The sequence below is a fragment of the Paraflavisolibacter caeni genome, from assembly GCF_025628885.1.
Lineage (GTDB): Bacteria > Bacteroidota > Bacteroidia > Chitinophagales > Chitinophagaceae > Flavisolibacter > Flavisolibacter caeni.
Map to the genome: position 1 here is coordinate 1 of NZ_JAOTIF010000031.1, position 20,740 is coordinate 20,740.

Genomic DNA, 20,740 nt, shown 5'->3' on the forward strand with positions numbered 1-20,740 from the left:
CTTCCACTAAATTTATCATCTAAACATTATCTTCAAAGAACTTCTTAACTTCTAACCGCTAATCTAAAGGTCGCATCTGTCAAATAGAGGAAGGAATTACTGGTTAAGAATTTTGTTTATGCTGCCAGAGAACAGAATGTCTTGTAGGAAGTTGCCAAAGGAAAGTTGACTTGTTCCTTCTTTATTATTCTCACCATTTCAATACCTATTAGTGTTCGTGATGCTGATTCAAAACTTTTGAACCCAAACATGATCTGAGTTCGCCATTTAATAAAACGATGATCTGCCCCTACCCTATTGTTTAGGTATTTACATTGTCTGATCCTTATTGTTTTAAGACACCTTTTGTTGAAGGTTCTAATTCGCCTCTTTATTTGCGCCACTTTGATCAATATTAATCAATTTTGGATAACCATGATTACGGATTGCTTTAACTAGAAACTTATGGGCTGCGTACTTGTTCCTCCTCTTAGTGAGCAGGAAATCAACTGTATTTCCACCCTTGTCTACAGGTCGATACAGGTACATCCATTCACCCTTCACTTTGATGTACGTTTCATTCATTCTCCTGTAAGTTTACAGCTTCCTTCAAGGCATGGTAAATGTCCCACTTAAAGTCCTGTTACCTATATACAGATCAATGTCATAAGATCTGAAACTGATGCCAGTGCCTGGCTAAAGAACATACAATCATCTGCATCGTCATCAATCAGTGGTTGCACTGCCTATCAATCCATTCAATTCAAAAAAGAAGTGATATCCTTATTGATTACACATGATCAATGCCTGAAATTTTAAGCGTGTAAGCATGTTCACATGGCTTTTGAGCGGGTAATGTTACTTTTAATCCTTCTTCATCTCTTGTAAATTGAACCTTGCCGTAGCCAAGCAATTCAACATTATCTATCCTGCCCACCTTTTGCTCGCTGTTTGTGGATAAAGGCCTAATCACTACCTGCTGCCCTTCTGGCCAACCCATAAAGAAAGCATATAAGTTATTCCCTTTGGTGGTAAACCGCATATCCTCATGCGTAAACTGCTTACGGTTACCTTCATTGAACTGTAGTGCAGAATTGACTTCTTTCTCATTTTTTGTTACCTGCGACTGTGGGCCAACACCAAAGATCTTCCAGGGACGTGTAGCATAAATACCTTCACTATTTACGGCCATCCACTTTGTAATGCTATCCAGTACCGTTAATTCATCGCTATCCAGCATACCACTGGCTGGTAAAGGAAAGTTGAGCATCAGGTTTCCATTCCGGCTCACAATATCTACCAGCAGATCAATGACCGTCTTTGTTGATTTATAACGACCTACCCTGTCCCTGTTGTAATGCCAGTCGCCAATACAGGTGTCTGTTTGCCATGGTTGCGGCCAGACGCTCTCCACAACGCCACGCTCCACATCAAAGACACAAATACCAGTTCCCGGAGCAGAATCCTCAGGCCTTTTACTGGTATACACCGCCTGTGTTTTGCCTCCGTTCTTTGCAGCACTTTTATTATACAAATGAGCTAATAAATTGAGACCATGTTCTTCAAAGGGCATGTGACCATCGCAATATAAAAGGTCAGGTTCGTATTGATCCACAAGGTCTTTCATTCTGTCAAACCAATGCTTTTTCCAGCTACAGGGAATGCTATTCTCATTCCAATCGAGTCTGTTGAATACTTCTTCACATGTACCATAAAACTCAAAGTTCTTGGGATCAGCGCCATCGTAAGGAATACCCGCCAAAGGGCCATCTTTATCACTCCCTTTACTGGTAGAAAACCATTTATAAGTAATCCATAAATGATCGCTGATGCCAAATTTTAAACCATGCTTCTGTGCTGCTTTTTTAAAGAGACCAACTATATCTTTTTTCGGTCCCATGTTCACAGAGTTCCAGCGGTTATGCTTGGAGTTCCACAAATCAAAATTATCGTGATGCACCCCCATGGTCATGAAATATTGAGCACCAGCTTTCTTATATAAACCGAGCAGGTAATCAGCATCAAACTTTTCTGCTTTCCAGGCTGGTATGGTATCCTTGAAACCAAATTTGGATGGGTGACCATAAGTCTTCACATGATGCTCATATTGCTTTTGACCTTGGATATACATGTTACGTGCATACCAGTCACCAGCTTCTACGGCCGATTGTGGCCCCCAATGTGCCCAGATACCAAACTTGGCATCGCGGAACCAATCCGGAACCTGGTAACTTCTTAGGGAAGCTCTTGTCCCTACAAAGGGCCCCTTACCTATGGGCGGTATTTCGGCAGGAGTGTTGGTATCAACCTTGCTAAGTGCAAGAGCAGGATTCAGTTGCAATGCAGGAACCCCTAAGGCGAGACTTTTTAAAATATTTCTTCTAGAAATCGACATTTTGTACGGTTTGTTTTAATGTTTTAAAAATTAGAACTGCTATAACATCCTTCAACACTGATCTACACCAATTCAACAATGGCTTTGATGACGCCGAATTCAGGTTTCAGCCAATTGGCGAATTCATCTTTTACCTGGTTAAATAAGACGCGGTGGGTGATGTAAGTAGTGGGTTTCACCCATCCTTTCTTCATGCAAGTCACTACGTGCTCAAAGTCGATTCGGTTGGCATTGCGGCTGCTCATCAGCGTTGCTTCCCGCTTGTGAAACTCCGGATGGCTCACCACCAGTTCTCCTTTTTGCAGGCCTACCAGTACATACCTTGCACCATGGGCCATGTATAAAAAGCCGCCATTGATGGCATTTCTGTTTCCTGTTGCATCGATCACTACTGTAGGGAAATCACCATTTGTAATCTCTTTAAGGCGTTCTGTAACATTTTCTGTTGCTGCATTGATGGTATAGGCAACATTCAACTTGTCTTTGCAAAACTGCAAACGCTGGTCATTGATGTCCAGGGCAATCACCTGACCACCGGCAATGCGGGCAAACTCCATTATGCCCAGTCCGATGGGACCAGCACCCATGACCAGGACAAACTCACCGGGCTGCACCCCAGCCCTGCGTACTCCATGGGCACCAATCGCCAGGGGTTCTACCAGTGCCAATTCGTCGAAGGATAGTCCTTCACCATGGATCAGCGAGTAAGAAGGAACGCTAAGATATTCCGCCATACCACCATGGATGTGCACCCCGTATACTTTGATGTGTTGGCAGCAGTGCTCTTTGCCGCTGCGGCAGGCGATGCATTTACCACAGTAGAAGTAAGGTATAAAGGTTACGGCTTCCCCGGGTTCAAAACCTTTGGCGTCTCCGGCTACGTATTCTGCAGCCAGCTCGTGCCCTAAAATACGTGGGTATTCAAAATAAGGCTGTGTGCCTTCGTAGGCATGCAGGTCGGTGCCACAAATGCCAATGCGTTTAATTTTCAGGAGGGAATATCCTTCCTCTAATACGGGTTGTTCAATTTCCTGGTATTCGAACTGTCCGGGTGTGGTGCAAATCAATGACTTCATTGATCAATATTATCTGGTTATTAAAATTGTTTACAGGTATGGATAATCATCCCTAATTAACCCTTTTGCTTTCATAGAAGTCCAGAATTCAACAGGGATTTCAATACTGGCTAAATCTATATTTTCTTTTACCCGTTTTTGAGCAGTTGTATTTAAAGCAACACTTGCTACTCCGGGCACTTTCAATGCAAATTGCACACAAGCTGCTGCAGGCTTAATGCCGAAACTTTGACACAACTCAAAGAAGTCTGCCCTCCATTGAAAAAGTGCTTTATTGGCAGGCGCTGTAGGCTCAATTAATTTATAATCATAATAATCACTACCTATGAGAAAACCGGAATGAAAAACAGCCGAGTTAATGATGGTTACACCTTTCTTTTGTAATTCCTGAATAAAGTCCAGAAGTTCTTTTGGATGATTCTTAATGGTCAGGCTGTTGGCAATCATTACCCAATCTAGTTGCACATCATTGGCTATACTCTGAATCACTTTCCAGTTCTTAGCGCCAACGCCAATGGCCTGAATTTTACCCGTTTGCTTTAAATCATACAAGGCTTCATAAGCATCCAGTATATCCTCATATAGCTTCGCCGCATGATTAGCATCCCTGGCATTAGCGAGGTATTCATCAGGGTCATGTACGGAAACCATTTGAGGTGTGTAGCCACCAAGCAATTCATTGCCCTGTTCAAAGCATTCGATAATGCCATCATAGCTTATTTTCTGAATGGCATCATGTTGAAGGTCTTTCCAAACCCCAGGCTCAAAAGTGGGTTCATCGGTTTTCAGTTCAGTTCTCAACCATCCCAGTTTATTACTGATGATAACATTTTCTGGTTTTACATTGAGTGCTTTGAGACTCTTGCCTAGAGATTCTAGAGCCAGGCCGGCCCCATATTTTCCCGCCGTGTCAAAAACAACAGGTTTTGGAGAATGGCAGAAACATTCCTTTACGATTTCACATTTGGTAGTCTCATCCAGGGCTACATACAGATTACCCAAACCACTGGTCCCAAAAACAACAGGAGGCATATCGCTACTGGAAACTTCATTTTTCATTTTATACAAATTAAATTTCATTTGCCATACCCTAGAACATCAATGTGCCGCAGATAACTGCACGCTCCCAACACTAATGTTTTTGATGGCAAAATATAGAACCATTAAAAGACAGACTGCAGGAACAAGGTATGCCGCTTGTATATTGCTGGCATCTGATACCCTGCCCATGATTACAGGAAACACTGCCCCGCCCACAATTGACATGATCACAAGTGAAGAGCCTTCTTTTGTTTTTGTACCCAGGCCTCTTACACTCAAAGCAAAAATGGTAGGGAACATGATGGAGAGAAAAAATTGGACTGCAATCAAAGCATACACGGAAGCCTTACCATTCGTGGAAATGGCCACCAACAACAAGGACATCACAATCACACTATAAACAGCCAACAAACGTGGAGGTGCTATAAATTTCATTAAGAATGTTCCTACAAACCGCCCCAACATAAAACCTAGTAAAGCACCAGACAAATAATAAGCTGCCGAAACTTCATCAATACCAGCCACCCTTTCTGAGAAACGGATGAAAAAACTGCTGATGCAAACCTGCGCACCCACATAAAAGAATTGGGCCAATACACCTAGCATCAGGTTCTTCTCTTTTACAATGGAACCTTCCACTTCTAGGGAATCATCTTCCTTGATTTCAGGCAGTGGTGTCCTCCATAAGAATAGCGCTACCATTAATACCACTATTCCAATAACGATGTATGGTATCTGTACAGAAGATGCTTCTTTGTTCAAATAATCATTAAGCTGCCCGGCAGTCATACCGGCTTCTTCCTGGGCTGACAATGTTTTACCGGAAAGAATAAACCTTCCGCCGATCAAAGGAGCTAAAAACGCAGCCAATCCATTAAATGATTGTGCAAAGTTCAAACGCTGTGTACCGGTAGCAGGGTCTCCTAAAACAGTCATATAAGGATTAGCGGCTGTTTCCAAAAAGGCAAGCCCACTGGCGATAATGAATAAAGCACTCAGAAAAAAAGCATAGGATCTCGTAGCAGCCGCGGGGAAAAACAAAAAGGCACCAAAGGCAAATAAGAGCAGGCCAAGGATAATACCGCCTTTATACCCAAACCGGTTCATAAATTTACCGGCAGGAATGGCTAGCAGAAAATAAGCAATGTAGGATGCTGAATCAATGAAGGCCGATTGTGTATCACTCAACTGACACGCCTTCTTTAAATGCGGAATTAAAATAGGATTTAGGTTTAAAGCAAAACCCCACAGGAAAAACAAAGAAGTAATCAAAATAATAGCAAAACCGTTATTGTGTGTTTTCATTGAACAACTTTTTTATCTATAAACACCTTTTCAAAACTATTTTTATCTATTGGATTTTATATGAGTCTTATACTCCATGAGCATATAACTGAAAAATTTTGTCCATCAAAATCCACTTCTCTCCTGCTTTGGCCCAGGGCAGGGGTTTTTGAAATTTCCACATGAGCTCTTCCCACTCCTGCACCTTAGCATTAGCGGCATCCATTACAGATTTCCGCTCAAAGGAAAAAGAATCATCAGTGTCCATGATCATGAACAAACGGTTGCCTGTCCGGTAAATCTCCATGTTGACAATACCACTATCCACAATACTCTTTTGCACTTCGGGCCATACATGCTGGTGCCATTCTTCATATTCTGCAATCAGAGTAGGGTCTTCCTTTAAATCCAGGGCTAAACAGTATTTATTCATATTCAACACTCTTGTCGCTTAATTAATAAATGTTATTGATGCTTTTTTTATTAAGTATCCGGTTTATTGAATGAAAGGTGAAGGGCTCATTGCGCTGAACAAATTTAAATGAGATACGTGCTCTCAGTATTGCATGAAAAAGACTTTGTCTTATACAAATCCGACATTTCACCATAAATTTGATCAGTAAAAATCAGGTATAAGCAGAAGGATATTAAAACATTTCTTTTCCCTGCTACACGTTGACTATGTGAAGTTGAATTAGAAATGGAATTAGACCAATGTCATCAGCCCTTATTACCGTTTGTATTTTATTGATGAAGGTAAAGGCTTTATTTCCAATTCCCAGGAAACCGTAACATTAGAGGCCGGGTATATGTATATCATTCCTAGTTATACCTTGTGTAATCTTAGCTGTCAGGATTATTTGAGTCAGTATTTCATTCATTTTTTTGAAGAATCTCCGGACGGCATTTCCCTATTCCACAATAACCGGACACTCAAAAAAGTACCAGCGAATGAAACAGATATTGCCAACTTCAAAAGAATCCTACAAATCAATCCAGGCAGGGGCATTAACCGTTCTGATAATCCTTAAGTTTATGAAAAGAATGTTTATTATAAGGGATACCAGGAACTGAACAACATGCAGAGTATGTCTGCATACTTTGAAACGCAGTGAATTATTTTACAATTACTCTCCAGGTTTTTAAGTACGAGCCGGCTTACGCAGAAGAGTGCAAACGCTATCTCGTCAAAGATCCTGGATGCCATCAGCTACATTCAGGTCAACTTAAATCAAAACCTGACTGTTACGCATCTTGCAGAAAGAGCGAATCAACACCAGGATTATTTTTCAAGAATGTTTTTTCAATATGCGGGTATAAGACCACTTGCCTATATTCATGAAAAGCGGATTGAACGGGCTCAATACCTGCTTACTACCACTAATATGTCTTATGCCGAAGTAGCCGCAGAAACAGGATTTGAAAATCTGCCTCATTTCTCCAGAATTTTTAAAAAGGCTACCAGCCTAACTCCTGGTCAGTACAGACAGCAAAATCAATCGGTTAATACATTACAATAACATACGTCTTAATTGTTGAAATGAATGAAACAAATGTTGGAAACACTATTAGTCAGGCAATCAGTGGATCAATAACATAAACATAATTGATCGCAATGATAGATTTCTCTTTTTATACAATGAGATAAAAAAGCCCACTGTGGAAACAGTAGGCTTGCTGTTTTCTATGCTATTTTCCTTACTATAACATCATGGCTTTTGCACATAGGCTTGAGCACCTCCCCTGTATACATCAACTAGTTGCTTGACCAGGTAAACATCTACCTTTTGATCTTATTGCTTTTGGTCCTTGTAGTTGATGCGCGAACAAGCAATTCAGAATTCATTACGATGCAATAACGCTCCTGAGTGGTGCCAAAGTTTATTTCCTCTATCAAAGTTTCTGCTGCCTTGGCCCCTATTTCAAAGCCAGGATAATTGAAAGTTGTCAATTGAGGCTCTACCACCCAGCTGACCATATCATTATTGAAACCTACTAAGGCAATGTCTTCCGGAATCTTGATACCTGCCCTTTGAAAGCGTTGTGTAAAAAGGGCTGCACATAAATCATCAGCTATAAAAATACCATCCGGCAATTCTTTTCTTTGCATGATCTGTTGAGCAATCAGGATACAGTCTTCTTCACTAAAATCACTAACCAGCAAATCATCTTTTCTACACCGTAAACCAAATTTTGACAAGGCACTTTGATACCCTTTCCACCTGTCTGAATACGACTTTTTATTCAGGCTCCCTGCAACATGCATGAGGTTCCGGCAGCCCTGCTGAATTAAATGTACCGCAGCCTCATAACCTGCTTTATAATTATCGACCATGATTTTGATTCCAGGACCATCTTCTTCCACATTATCAATGAAAACGACTGGCATTTTCTTATTGCTAAATACATCAAAACGCGACAGAATATTGGTATTACAGGACAGAGCTACGATCAAGCCATCCACTCGCTTATTAAATAGATGGGCAATCTGCTCTACTTCTCTTTCAGGAGACTCCTCAGAAAGACTGATCACAACATCATACTTAGCCTTTGTTGCTTCTTGCTCTATACCACTTAGTACCGAAGTCAAAAAATCCCTATTGAGCTTAGATACCAATACACCAATGGTATTGGTTTTCTTTGACCTGAGATCAGATGCAAATCGATTAGGGCGGTAACCGAGTGCACCAGACAGTTCGATGATCTTCTTTTTGGTTAATTCATTAACAGATGGATTGTCTTTTAATGCGCGGCTCACCGTCGAGGCAGAAACATTCGCAATTTTCGCCAAGTCATATATGGTCACTTCCTTTACCTGCATTTGATGTATTTACTATTACCAAAAATTTATGAAATTTTAAATTATTTATAAATATCTGACATTGAAAGCTGACAGCTATATTCGCACATAAAGGCCCCTTTAAAAGCTATGCTTTGTAACAACATCAAAATTTGCAGTATTTGCCTTTTTCTTATTTGCTGATCTAGAGCCAAAAGTTTTTATTGCTGCTTTACGATAGGTAAACTGAATGCTATTGATATAAAACGCGTTTTGAACTGACGGAAACTTTAAGTATACATCATGTTGGCCGTATACATTGGAAATCGCTTGGCTAAAGCTTTTCCATTGATTCACGCCACCTGTCTTAGTAATTGGAATTGTCGCAATGAGGGTACCCGTTTGCAGGTCATCTAACCATACTTCAAGATTACCACCAACAGTAGAGGAAGCAGCAACATCAATCTTAACCGGTGCCCTCAGATCTTTTCCTAGATCTACTCCGGATAACATCAACCACCCACCATGAGCTGAAGTATTGGTAACCACCTTACCTGGTGACATGTTTACCTTTTCAATTCCATAGAAATTTTTATATCCAGCAACAGGCAATTCTGAAAAACCATCCTTATAAACAAAAAAGTCAAAATCGGCGGCTTTTCCTTCAGCAAACAAACCAACACTAGTACCTACCCAAGAATTAAAATTAGGCTGTTCCTTATCTAAGTTAACAGAACTGATTGGAGCACCTACAGCAATCCAGGTATTTCCATCACCACTATAATAAGCAGTTAAGCTATGTTCCTTTCTTTCAATTTTCAGCCAAACTGTATTACCAAATGTATTGGAGATGTTGCGCCTGGCCGTATCAAATTGAAACACGATTTTCTTACCATTATCAAATCCACTGTAAAGCCGTGCAAATACTCTTTGATTTCCATTAGTGAGATAAATACCGGCTTTAGCTACCGTATCAGTTGCATTCAAATCAACACGGGTTACAGCAGAATAATAATGATCTGTCTCTTTTTGCACAAGATGTGCTCTGGCTGTATCAGGAGTTAGCCGCAACCAGCCCCTTCTTGATGAAAGCGAGTATTGGCTGGCAGACTTCCTGCTTAAAAAATGCCACCAAACTTCCAAAGAATCACCATCGAAATAATCAGAACGAACACTTCGCCAAGGAATGCCGGACTTGGGTAATTTGGGCTTTGCAAAAGGGGCACTTGCTGGTGCTACACCCCATGGCCTATCACCTTCCCAAATCACCTGGTATAATGAGGATTGCCGACCCAAGCCCGACCAGTCGTCTCCATTAACCCGTTCATAGCTTTGACCAATGGTCCACCATGTACCTTCAGCTAGCTGAATAGGCGCGGATATATGATTAGGACTTCTGAATTTATTATTTGGATCAGTGATCGGTTTAAAAAAATTACCCAATCTTTCCCATTTGGAAGAGTCTGCCGTCAATGCAGAGGCTCTCAAGACATATTGCCCACCTGAAACATCGCCAGCAGGAAAATAATAGTAGTAGCCATTTCGCTTGCACATCACTGGCCCTTCTGCCCAACTGTATTGCAGTTTGGCATTGATCCAATCAAGATTGATCACAGTATCTGTCAATTGCCCGTCTCTTCCAATAGCTTGTATGCGGTTGGTTTTCTGGCCGTTCTTGATCAGCATATAAGGTTTGCCATCGTCGTCTACAAAGATAGAGTTGTCATAGCCCAGAGGCCCTGTTGTGGAATTGGTTTTTACTTGCTCAGGTGCAGACCAAGGTCCCACTGGTGAAATAGCCTTGGAAAACCATTGACCGTTGGCAGAAAAATAAATCCAGTAAGAACCATAAAAATAAGTGATAGCTCCCTGCCAAATGCCTGCTGAAGGTCTATCTGTTACAAAACTTGCATTTGATGGAAAAACTACTCTGCTAATTACCTCCCAATGAACCAGGTCATTTGAATGGTATATAGGAAGGTAAGGTGTAAAATGGAAAGATGACCCACAGTGATAAAAGTCATCACCAACTTTTAACAGGGTAGGGTCAGGGTGATCGCCCGGCAATACAGGATTGACATAGGTATTGACCTGTCTGTAATAGTCTGAAGAATCAACGACCATAATACTTTGCACATCTGCTTTCGGACCTTGGGCCATGAGATTATCCTTCAATACAAATAAAGAGAGACAAGCAATTGCTATAATTCTTAAAAACATTTTCTTTTATCAATTTCGTTAGTAGCAAGGAGGTAAAAGTATGCGGATGCATATTTTTTTAATAGATCATTTGTTGATATAAATGAAACAAATGTTCAAAAGACATACTATATGTAAGGATCAAGAGTTGCTTTATGTTGTATCTTTCTATTGAAACAACTGCTGTGCAAAATTGTAAAGGTTATTTCTCCACACAGGCCAGGTATGCCCCCCAGGATATTCGCTGTAGGTATACCTTACATTATATTCATTGAATTTTGAAAGCATGATCTTACAGTTATTGTATGCGATATCTTCCTTGCCTCCCATGGCGATCCAAAGTAATTTCAAATTGTTGTTGATCATGGTTGCATTAGTCTTCATAAAAACATACTGCGGATCCGAAAGCGCAGGTTGATTAGCGAACCAGCCAGAACTAAATACGCCGAGATAAGAAAAAAGTTGTGTGTTTTTAATTCCTGCATACATGGTTTGTATTCCACCCATGGACAAACCGGCCAATGCTCTGTTTTTTGAATCGGTTTCTGTTCTATAGTTCTTCTCAACAAAAGGAATCACTGATTGCTTTATTTCGTTCTCAAATGATCTTAAAGCATTTTCACTGAATGCCGCCATACCCATATTGCCATCCAGCATCACCACAAGCATGGGTTTTGCTCTCTTTTCAGCAATGAGGTTATCCAGAATAAGATCTGTTCGCCCCTGTGTAGCCCATCCTCTTTCGTCTTCACCACCTCCATGCAACAGGTAAAGAACGGGGTATTTTTCATTTGGATTGATATCATAACCAGGCGGAGTATAGATACAAAAGCGACGCCATGAATTAGTAACTGTGGAGTAATACCTCTTTATTCTTACATCCCCATGAGGGACATCTTTTTCGGCATAATAGCTTCCGCCAGCAAAAGGTATTTCTATACCACTTGCCATACGGCCCATACCATAAAAAGTTTCACTTGCCGGATCTGCAACGGCTACGCCATCAATCAATAGTGAATAATAATGAAAGCCCTCTCCTATGGAGTCTGTAGTTACCACCCAATATCCACCCGTGTCTCTCGTCATATCATATTTCTTAACCAGATCAATTTGCACCTTTTGTGCTTCCGGAGCTTTGATGCGGAAAACTACACGGTTATCGGGTAAAATCTGCGGGTACTTTGCAGATCGTATATTGGTAGATGCAGGCGTTCCTAATACCGTATATTTTGAAAATGAAGAAATATCTACAGGTTTGAACAGTAATTGTGAAAACATGTACAAACCATTTTTCCAAACTTTAAAATCATGCACTCCAGGTTCTATGTAATAGATATGTGGAACATTTTTTTGGTAGAGAAAATCGTGTGTCCGCCTGCTGAATGTGATCAGGCCATCATTGTCACCGCAAGAGATCCAAAGCAGCTTTAATTTCCTTTTGGCTTCTTCCGGATCTGGAACCAATTCTTCTGGTCTTTTGGTATTAGGAGCTGATGAAAATCCACCCACCCAGGCAAATTTGTCCAGGTTACCCAATCCGAAGTTTAGAGATTGTCCTCCTCCCATGGAAAGCCCTGCTATGGCACGATGTTGCTGGTCCTTAAGTACTGGGTATTTCTTTTCAATAAAAGGAATCAAATCATTGAGCAGGTCTTTTTCAAAAGTAGCAAAAGCCTGAACTTTATCCGGAGCCATAATATTCCCTGTTGCACGGTCATTTTTCATGGCCCTGCCATTCGGCATGACCACAATCATGGGCACAACCTTGTTGTCAGCATACAAGTTATCCAGGATCACTTGTGGCTGTCCCCCGTTCAACCATTCTTTTTCATCGCCACCAATGCCATGTAGCAGGTACAAAACCGGGTATTTTTTCTTCTTGGAAAAACCGGGTGGTGTATAGATTAAGGCCTTTCGGGTGGTATCTACAGTATTGGATGTATAGCTAATGGTATCAATCTTTCCATGTGGGATACCTGCACGTTCCACATCAAAACCTTGCGGAGCCTGTTTCACTATTTCCTGCGCATAGCCATAGAAGTTAAACATTGCAAGGAGGGATAAAGCGAAAACTAGTTTTTTCATTTCTTGTATCGTTTAATAATCACTGATAAAAAGCGAATAGACATGACACATTTCAGGAATATTCAGATCAGAGAAACATTTATGCCCTTTCATCTGAATGATTGGGTAGTGTCATGTCTATTACAAGTCAGTCTATAACTTATTGAAATATGGGTGTAAATGTTTCCATCTTTACTCCCCTGTCACGTATAACCAAAGTATCGGTAAGATTATGCGTGGTTGTTCCGAAATCAACTTTATATTTCAAATAAAGTACGTCCCTTTTTTCATTTCCCCACATATCGCCTTTTTTCACCAACTCACCATTACCCGAAACTGTATAGGAAGCAGATGCTGGGCCAGAAACCGTGCATTTACCACTATTGTCAAAGTTCAGAACCAACTGGAAGGGCGCATTGATATTGCCTTTGTTTTTTGCATTCAAAAACATTGAGTCCTGTGTCATGGACTTTGTAAATAAATTGACTACTTCATCCTTTTCCACATAGGAATTATGATAAACAATTGTTGTATCCAGAGCAGTATTACCATTGCTTCCTTTCACTTCATCAACGCCCCTTCTAAGATAAGCACCATGAAAAGGATTGATGTATTTTATTCCAAAAAGAACATAGTCTTTAGGTACGACACCCCAATCGGTAGCTTTGCGATGATCAGGAGAAGACAGGGTGCTTTGACCTCTCAATACAGAATCTGCATTTGTTACAGAGTTCATCTTCAGAGGGATAACAAATGTGTTCTTTATGGCACGAGGGTCAGCGAAAAAGGCATCTGTTAGCTGAACTTCAAGACCACCCATTATCTTGCCCGAAGGAATTGAAATTTTCATATCCTTTGGCAAGATGTAATAATTAGCAGGCATGGCAATAACCTGATCTCCATTTGATGCGTTAAATTTCAGATTCTGGGCAAGAGCATTGTCAACCGATACTTCAATAGAAATATCTTTTTTGTTTTCATACACACCACCCATGGTAGCCATGACCAGGAACTTGTGCTGATTATCCAAAGTATTGTCATAGATATCCTCTCCCAATACAAGCGTTCTCAGAGGTGATTGATAAGGGAAATATACCGTTGTGTACTTGTAATCGGCAAACTCCCAATCTTTATTACATGCAGTAAGTATAGAGAGTAAAATAAATGACATTAAAAAAACTCGTTTCATTTCATTATACATTAATGATTAAAGATTAGTGTTACCACCCTTTGTTTTGTTGAAGGTTTGCTTTCATAACCTCAGTGATAGTAATAGGACCATAATACATGAAATCAGAATACTGCCTGTTTTCTACAGGTTGCACGTTATAAGTGTTGTTTGTAATCATTACACCCTTTGCCTGTTCAGTCAGATTTTCTTTCCAGCGGCGCAAATCCCAGAAACGAAAACCTTCAAAGCTTAATTCCAATCTTCTTTCATTACGGATCAACTGACGCATGCCTTCCTTTGTGGTGATAGACACCTGATAGTTATCGGGTTGTGTGATTCCGGCTCTTTTACGAATGGCTGCAATAACGTCGCGGGCAGAATAGCCATACGAACCGGTACCCTCAGGCCCCCAGGCTTCATTGGCAGCCTCGGCATAAGCAAGGAAGATTTCGGTATACCGGATATGAACCGGATAATGTTTCTGAACAGATGTTGAGGTTGGATTCAAATTCACATCTTCTCTCATCAACTTACGTAAGTAGTACCCGGTTCTGGTTGATGTAGGAAGAACGTTAACCGCATCATTGGTGGGATTATCTGTTTTGGTCCAGATGGTTTTATTTGATATAGTTCTACCGTTAACCAGGATATAGTTCCTTAACCTCGGATCACGGTTCGCATATGGATCTGTTGCCACATAACCACTAGCTGGATCTGATATTGGGTATCCGTTAGACATAGGAAAGGCATCTACCAGGTTTTGAGTTGGATTCACCCTTCCGTTCCCGAACAGTGTTGGTGGGAAGTTATTTTGCTCCAGGTTATTACTTTGTACGATACTGCCTCTCCACAACATTTCCTTTTGATCAACACCCGTTTCAAGATTAAGTGGGTTAACATTATTCGCGGTATAAAACAATCCACCCTGGGGATCCAGGCCATTCAAGCCACCATTGAGCTTAAGCACCTCACCTGCATAGTTTGCTGCGGCTTCCCATTTGACCATATCTCCTTGTGGGTTATAAGCAGGGCTGGCTGCCAGTAAAGCTGCTTTTGCCCGGATTGCTTTTACGATGCGTGCAGAAACACGTTGCCTATTGAAATTGCCAAAAACCCTATTGTAATCTTCCAATTTGATACCGCTATATTTAGAGGGCACCTGTCCTACATTAGCATAATCTAAGGGTAAATATTTCTCTGCTTCAGCTAAATCAGTATAAATCTGCTGAATGCATTCGGCAAACGTGTTGCGCTGTTTTGAAAAATCAGAATTAGGTTCAAGTGCTTCTGTAATGATGGGCACACCTAACAATTCACCACTGGCGCTGTATCCGGCATGAGCCTGAAGAAGGTTCAACAGAAACAATGCCCGCAAGCCGTAAGCTTCGCCTTTTAAACGATCATTGAACAAAACTCTCAAATCCTTATTTGTCGAAAACCAGTTCACACTATCTACTTCCCTAAGGAAAAGGTTCACATACATGATCGCGGTATATGAATTATTCCATTGATCCATAGGGTTGTTTGCTGCCGACCATGCACCTGTTGCCATATACAAAAGCTGACTACCCTTATCATTGGTTACGGCATCATCTGTAGCTACTTCACTAAATGAGTATCCATTTGTTGGAAGCCTGGTGTAGGCATTCATTAATATACCCTCTGCAAAATAGGGATCTTTATAAATATCTTCCAATGTACGGTGATTATCGTCAAGCGGAGACAAAATGTTCTTTTTGCACCCGGCAAACAGCATCCCGATAACAACAAGTACCAGTATTTTTTTACACATGTTTATCATTTTATTCTGTGAGGTCATTTTTTAGAATTTGGCTCTGATTCCAACATTATAATTCCTGAACTGAGGTGTGCCGGCAACAGATAACTCCATGATTTTTCTATTCTTTGAGAATGTGTACAGGTTAGCGCCTGAAACATATACGCCAAGATCCTTTACAAATGAATTACCCAAAACATTGCTAGAAAAATTGTAAGTAAGCTGCACTTTGCTCAGTCTGAACCCATCTGCCTTAAATAACCAAAAATCAGAGTTCCTGAAATTATTGTTGCTTTGTTGGGAGCTCAGGCGTGGGAATGTCGCAGTTGTTTTGGAATTTTCTGTCCATCTGTTGCGCACCACTTCTGAATACTTGTTGTCACCATCTACCCAATAATAGTCATTGTTCTTTAAGCCATATCCACCATTAGATCCTGTACCCAGCAAAAACAAATTGAAGTTTTTGTAGGTGGTGGTGAAGTTGATTCCGTAAGTGAAAGGAGCTATCCAACGGCCAATCATCACTTCATCCCTGTTATCAATTACATTATCGCCATTTTGATCAACGTATTTAATATCACCCGGTCTTATATCACCGAACAACTGTTTTGGACTTTTGGCTATATCATTTTGATCCATGAAGAAACCGTTACTAACTAGCCCAAATATGGCATCAACAGGTTTACCTGCTCTGTTTTGATAAGCATCGGGATACAGTTCATCACGTTTGGTAAATGTTGATTTAACATAAGTGGCGCTTGCTCCCAAACTCAGGGCTACACTACCCACTTTCTTGTTCACGTTCAACATTACATCTACCCCTGTTCTTTGATGTGCATTGTAGTTGGTATACGGAATGAATGAACTGAAATAGTTTGGATATTGTGAAAAGCGCTGGGTTGGAAGTTCAACCATCTGTGTTCTAAAGAAAGTGGTTTGAAGATTCAACAGGTTGTTGAAAAAAGCACTTTCTAAACTTGCATTCAACTCTTTTCGCTTTGGAAAAGAAAGATCAGACCTCAATCCATATAAAGAGGTAGTTGCCTGGTTGAAAGCTTGCAGGCCATCATTCCATGTAAAACCTCCCTGTCTTGTATAAATGTTGTTATATTGATAGTATCCGCTTATATCCAAATCGGTGTTCAAAATACCTGCAGAAACTGATAGCTTTAAATGGTCCACAGACTTGGAACCAGCCAGGAAGTTTTCAGCACTCAACAACCAGCCGAGGCTTACTGTGGGCGAAAATGCAGCCCGTCTGCCTTCTGGTAATTTTGTAGAATTCACATAAGCACCGGTAAAATCAGCCCAATACTTATGTTTGTAATTATACGCAAGTTGAAGTCCTAGATGTGTATTCATTAATGGTTGGTAGATGCTATCTTTCTTAAAGGAAGTGGCATAACCAAGCAACATTGCCGAAATATTGTGAGTTTCATTTAGAGATTTCTCATAACTGAGCCAGGATGAAAAACCAAGATTCTGGCGCTGGGTAGTGTTACTTATATTCTGGATACCCGGACGGTTATCGTTTCCAAATTTTTGGATACTGGTAATCGAATCAGCAGTAGCATTCCAGGTAGGCGCATAAACTGCATAAGTGTTGCTAATGGATTGAATATAAGAATTGGCATAGTCCAGATTGAACAAGGTATGGAAAGACAATCCTTGCAAAACCCTGCTTAGGTTGAAGTCGATACCATTGGTCACCTGGAAGGTACGCCTGATGAATTTATCATAACCCGCCACGTACAAGTCGGCAAGAGGGTTTGTCTGAAACTGCTGCGCTCCACCCAACAAGTATTGTTCATCAATAATATTGCGGCTGCTTTTTACCAAATCCTGGGAAGACTTGGCACCGTCAACTATCAAGCTTGTTGGGATCAACGGAGTCACCCTGTGTGGCAACAGCGTTGCAGCGTTATTCCAATAGTTAGTTCTTCCCCTTCGGCTGTCGTTAAATATAGCTGAAACATATACAGAACTAGATATAAAATCATTGAGCTTTAAATCTACATTTCCTCTAACATTAAAGCGATTGTCGCCTTCATTCTTACCTTCACCTACATTCAACAAAGTAGATCCGTTATACCAGCCAATATTAGAATAAAACCTGGCAATATTATTTCCACCAGAGAATTCAGCATTGGCATCGGTAGCATGCTGATACTTCTTAAGATAATCTGATGAATAATAATCTACACTTGGGTATCTGTATTTATTACCACTACGATAGTTTTCAATAGTAGTGGCATCAAAAAGCTCAGGTAAGCCATCATTGCGGCGGGCTTCGTTATAAAGCGACATGTACTCAGCCGAGTTGAGGTACTGAGGGAGCTCTTTCGGGGTGGCAATTCCGGTATTCACCCTCACGCCTATTTTGCGACTGTTTGCCTCTCCTTTTTTAGTTGTGATCAGGATAACGCCTTTTGCAGCCTGGCTACCATAAAGGGCTACAGCATTGACACCTTTCAATACAGTGATCTGCTTTACTTCGTTTAGTGTAATATCACTGTATTCGCGACGCACACCATCAATCATCACGATTGCATTTTCCAGTCCCCAGATATTATCGCTCCACAACAATCCGCCTACTCTTCCATTGATACCTCCTTCAACTGAAAAGTTGTAATCGCGGTCAAGGTATTTTTCTGGATTCAACACACTTATGGCACCATTCAAGTCTTGTTTATCTACTTTTTTAAAGGCTACATTCACTTCGTCAGACTCGTTATCTCTTGCAAGTGTGATTCTTCCCGACAATGCTCCCACTCTAAAGCTTTGCATTTTGAAACCTTTGGCATTGATCAACATAATTGAGTTCGCAGGCAGCTGTATTGAGAACTGGCCTGATTTATTGGTACTGGTTACCGTCTTTCCCTCATTACCTGTAACCAGCGCACCTGAAACAGGCGCGCCTTTTTCATCATAAACTGTTGATTTTACAATGACTTCATTAGCATTCTGCGCTTTTACATTCCCGTAAAAACAAAAGAACACTACACAGAAAGCCATCCATATTTTGATATACTTCATTGATTTTTTTTTAGAAATGATATCTTTTGTTTGCTGCTTTGTTGATAGTCTTGTCATCTTTTAAACTAGCAAAGCTGAATACCTGTTACCATCCAGGGTTTTGTCCGAATGTTGGATAAAGATTTACCTGGTTGGTTGGTAAAGGAAGCCAATTGTGCTTCTTTTCAAATATCCTTGTAACCACCACTCTTTCTCTCAGGTTGGTTGGCTTACCATCTGATCCGCGGCCAAAATCGACAACCGTTTTTTCCCTGTACTTTTTCTCACCGGCAACATTCCACCTGCGCAGGTCGTGCCAGCGCAAACCTTCAAAGGCAAGCTCCACGGCTCTCTCTCGCATCAATTCTCCCATAAATGCATCTTTGGAGCCTGTATATCTAGCATCTACTGCTGGAACATTTGCCCTTGCTCTTACAATGTTTACAGCTTCCTCCGCTGTTTTGTATCCCGGATGGCTACTTTGAGGTGTTCCGTATCCTTGCAACACGGCTTCAGCATACATCAGATACACATCTGCCAAACGCAGATAGGGTATTACTATATTGATATTGTTCCATTCATTGTCGACATTATTGCAACCATCTGTTACAAACTTGCGAACTAAGTAGCCTGTGCGGCTTGCAGTACTTTCAATCCGTAAATCACCCTTCAAATTCTGTGGTTTATTATCAGTATAAAGTATCGCAAAACGATAGTCAGCGTTACCACTACCTCGAATCATCCGTACCCCGTCGTAAGTAATGCATTTATAAAAGCGGGGATCGCGTTTTGTCCATGGATCTGTAATATCATAGCCAGAACCTGCAGCATCGATGGGCAGGCCGTTGTCCATACCAAAATAATTGACATAATTGGCAGCGGGTGAAGATATACCAGCCTCACCGCCTAATGGTGGTGGTATAAACATGTTTACCAACGACCATCTTGATTGCCATCCTGCGTAGGTAGGAGGACCAAAGATAACCTCAGGATAACCGGGATGCTTCCCATAACCTGAGATGGTATACCAGTTTTCGCTGTATTTTTCCCAAGGCAATAGCTTGTAATAAGCTTGTCCCTCATCTGACAATTTCAGTACCCTGTAAAAGGCCTCGGCTGCCTGTTTGCACAAATCCTGATCATATGCTGCAGGTCCACCAGATGCCTGGTTCATCATTGGGCTTGCTGCATAAAGCAGATTTTTGCCCTTAAATGCCAGCGCAGCAGATTTGGTTATACGTTGCTGGTTGTTATTTTTTGTTTGCTCACCAACAGCGGTATTATCCCAATTGGCAGGTAATAATGCAGCTGCATCCTCAAAATCTTTAGCAGCACGAAGAGCAGTTTCACGATAGCTTAATCTCGGTAATTCCAGCTTTGCTGAACTAGACAGCACCGTATCGATATAGGGAAGACCGCCCCAGAAACTCATTAACTGGAAATGGAAATAGCCACGGAAAAACAGGAGCTGTCCTTTGATCACATTCTTTTCCTCTTCGGTGGCATCCACCAGTTTATCCAGGTTTGCCAAGCCAAGATTGGCTTTGCGTATACCATACCAGCTCAATGGCCACAAACCCTTGTCATGACCTTCATTTGGGTTAGTATTAGGTCCGCTGTCATCCAGCCAGCTGTTATCCCAGCCGCCTCCCCCTGTTCTCCATGCCCAATAATTACCATTGTCGAATTCAGCACTCAATCTGTAGTTAGCATTGGTGGTCGATAAAATATCATCACCTGTATTCCACTCATTATTCCAGGTAGACTTAGACATATCGGGCAGGCAGGCATATAACTCTTCCGTAAAACCCTGGAAATTGCGGAAATTGACAAACACATCTTTCTCAGAAATATTGGCATCCAATGGCCTGTCCAGATATTTTTTACAGGACACTACTCCAAGGACCATCAGGAATATGCCTGTTGATATAATTATTCTTCTAAAAACTTTCATTGTATA

At 41.0% G+C, this 20,740-nt stretch carries 15 protein-coding genes; 1 reads left to right on the forward strand and 14 read right to left on the reverse strand.

Features of this window, described 5'->3' with window-relative positions; all coding sequences use genetic code 11:
• Nucleotides 1-116 precede the first annotated feature (116 nt).
• From OCK74_RS28045 to OCK74_RS24215, 7 genes are all read right to left on the reverse strand, one after another.
• Nucleotides 117-383 (reverse strand): DDE-type integrase/transposase/recombinase, encoded by a 267-nt coding sequence (locus OCK74_RS28045; RefSeq protein ID WP_423803178.1) that lies wholly within the window; start codon nt 381-383, stop codon nt 117-119.
• A complete protein-coding gene (locus tag OCK74_RS24190; RefSeq protein ID WP_279299683.1) occupies nt 358-564 on the reverse strand; it encodes a DDE-type integrase/transposase/recombinase in 207 nt (68 codons plus the stop codon). Before OCK74_RS24190 ends, OCK74_RS28045 begins: the two co-directional genes overlap by 26 nt.
• A gap of 205 nt (nt 565-769) precedes the next feature.
• Complete coding sequence (locus tag OCK74_RS24195) at nt 770-2,374, reverse strand: alpha-L-fucosidase (protein WP_279299684.1); 1,605 nt, start codon at nt 2,372-2,374, stop codon at nt 770-772.
• A 62-nt stretch (nt 2,375-2,436) separates the two neighbouring features.
• A complete protein-coding gene (locus OCK74_RS24200) occupies nt 2,437-3,450 on the reverse strand; it encodes a zinc-binding alcohol dehydrogenase family protein (RefSeq protein ID WP_279299685.1) in 1,014 nt (337 codons plus the stop codon).
• A 30-nt stretch (nt 3,451-3,480) separates the two neighbouring features.
• Complete coding sequence (locus tag OCK74_RS24205; RefSeq protein ID WP_279299686.1) at nt 3,481-4,509, reverse strand: aldo/keto reductase; 1,029 nt, start codon at nt 4,507-4,509, stop codon at nt 3,481-3,483.
• 39 nt (nt 4,510-4,548) lie between these two features.
• Nucleotides 4,549-5,796 (reverse strand): L-fucose:H+ symporter permease, encoded by a 1,248-nt coding sequence (gene fucP / locus OCK74_RS24210; protein WP_279299687.1) that lies wholly within the window; start codon nt 5,794-5,796, stop codon nt 4,549-4,551.
• A gap of 67 nt (nt 5,797-5,863) precedes the next feature.
• Nucleotides 5,864-6,208: an L-rhamnose mutarotase gene (locus OCK74_RS24215; protein ID WP_279299688.1), complete on the reverse strand. Its 345-nt coding sequence runs from the start codon at nt 6,206-6,208 to the stop codon at nt 5,864-5,866.
• 805 nt (nt 6,209-7,013) lie between these two features.
• On the opposite strand from OCK74_RS24215, the gene OCK74_RS24220 reads away from it, so the two are divergent.
• Complete coding sequence (locus tag OCK74_RS24220) at nt 7,014-7,295, forward strand: helix-turn-helix domain-containing protein (protein WP_279299731.1); 282 nt, start codon at nt 7,014-7,016, stop codon at nt 7,293-7,295.
• A gap of 260 nt (nt 7,296-7,555) precedes the next feature.
• Here OCK74_RS24220 and OCK74_RS24225 read toward each other — a convergent pair whose 3' ends face one another.
• The 7 genes from OCK74_RS24225 to OCK74_RS24255 all read right to left on the reverse strand — a co-directional run bounded on the left by OCK74_RS24225 (nt 7,556) and on the right by OCK74_RS24255 (nt 20,734).
• Nucleotides 7,556-8,596 (reverse strand): LacI family DNA-binding transcriptional regulator, encoded by a 1,041-nt coding sequence (locus OCK74_RS24225; RefSeq protein ID WP_279299689.1) that lies wholly within the window; start codon nt 8,594-8,596, stop codon nt 7,556-7,558.
• Between the two features lie 99 nt (nt 8,597-8,695).
• Complete coding sequence (locus OCK74_RS24230) at nt 8,696-10,774, reverse strand: family 43 glycosylhydrolase (RefSeq protein ID WP_279299690.1); 2,079 nt, start codon at nt 10,772-10,774, stop codon at nt 8,696-8,698.
• A 147-nt stretch (nt 10,775-10,921) separates the two neighbouring features.
• Entirely contained in the window at nt 10,922-12,838 is a 1,917-nt protein-coding gene (locus OCK74_RS24235) for an alpha/beta hydrolase-fold protein (protein WP_279299691.1), read from the reverse strand.
• A gap of 139 nt (nt 12,839-12,977) precedes the next feature.
• Nucleotides 12,978-14,006, reverse strand: a complete 1,029-nt coding sequence (locus OCK74_RS24240; protein WP_279299692.1) for a DUF5627 domain-containing protein — start codon at nt 14,004-14,006, stop codon at nt 12,978-12,980.
• Nucleotides 14,007-14,037: 31 nt separating this feature from the next.
• On the reverse strand, nt 14,038-15,780 hold the full coding sequence (locus tag OCK74_RS24245; RefSeq protein WP_279299693.1) for a RagB/SusD family nutrient uptake outer membrane protein: 1,743 nt from the start codon (nt 15,778-15,780) through the stop codon (nt 14,038-14,040).
• Nucleotides 15,781-15,810: 30 nt separating this feature from the next.
• Nucleotides 15,811-18,801 carry a SusC/RagA family TonB-linked outer membrane protein gene (locus tag OCK74_RS24250; protein WP_279299694.1) on the reverse strand — a complete coding sequence of 997 codons (2,991 nt, stop codon included), beginning with the start codon at nt 18,799-18,801 and terminating at the stop codon, nt 15,811-15,813.
• Nucleotides 18,802-18,886: 85 nt separating this feature from the next.
• Nucleotides 18,887-20,734, reverse strand: coding sequence for a RagB/SusD family nutrient uptake outer membrane protein (locus tag OCK74_RS24255; protein ID WP_279299695.1), 1,848 nt, complete (start codon nt 20,732-20,734; stop codon nt 18,887-18,889).
• Nucleotides 20,735-20,740 lie beyond the last annotated feature (6 nt).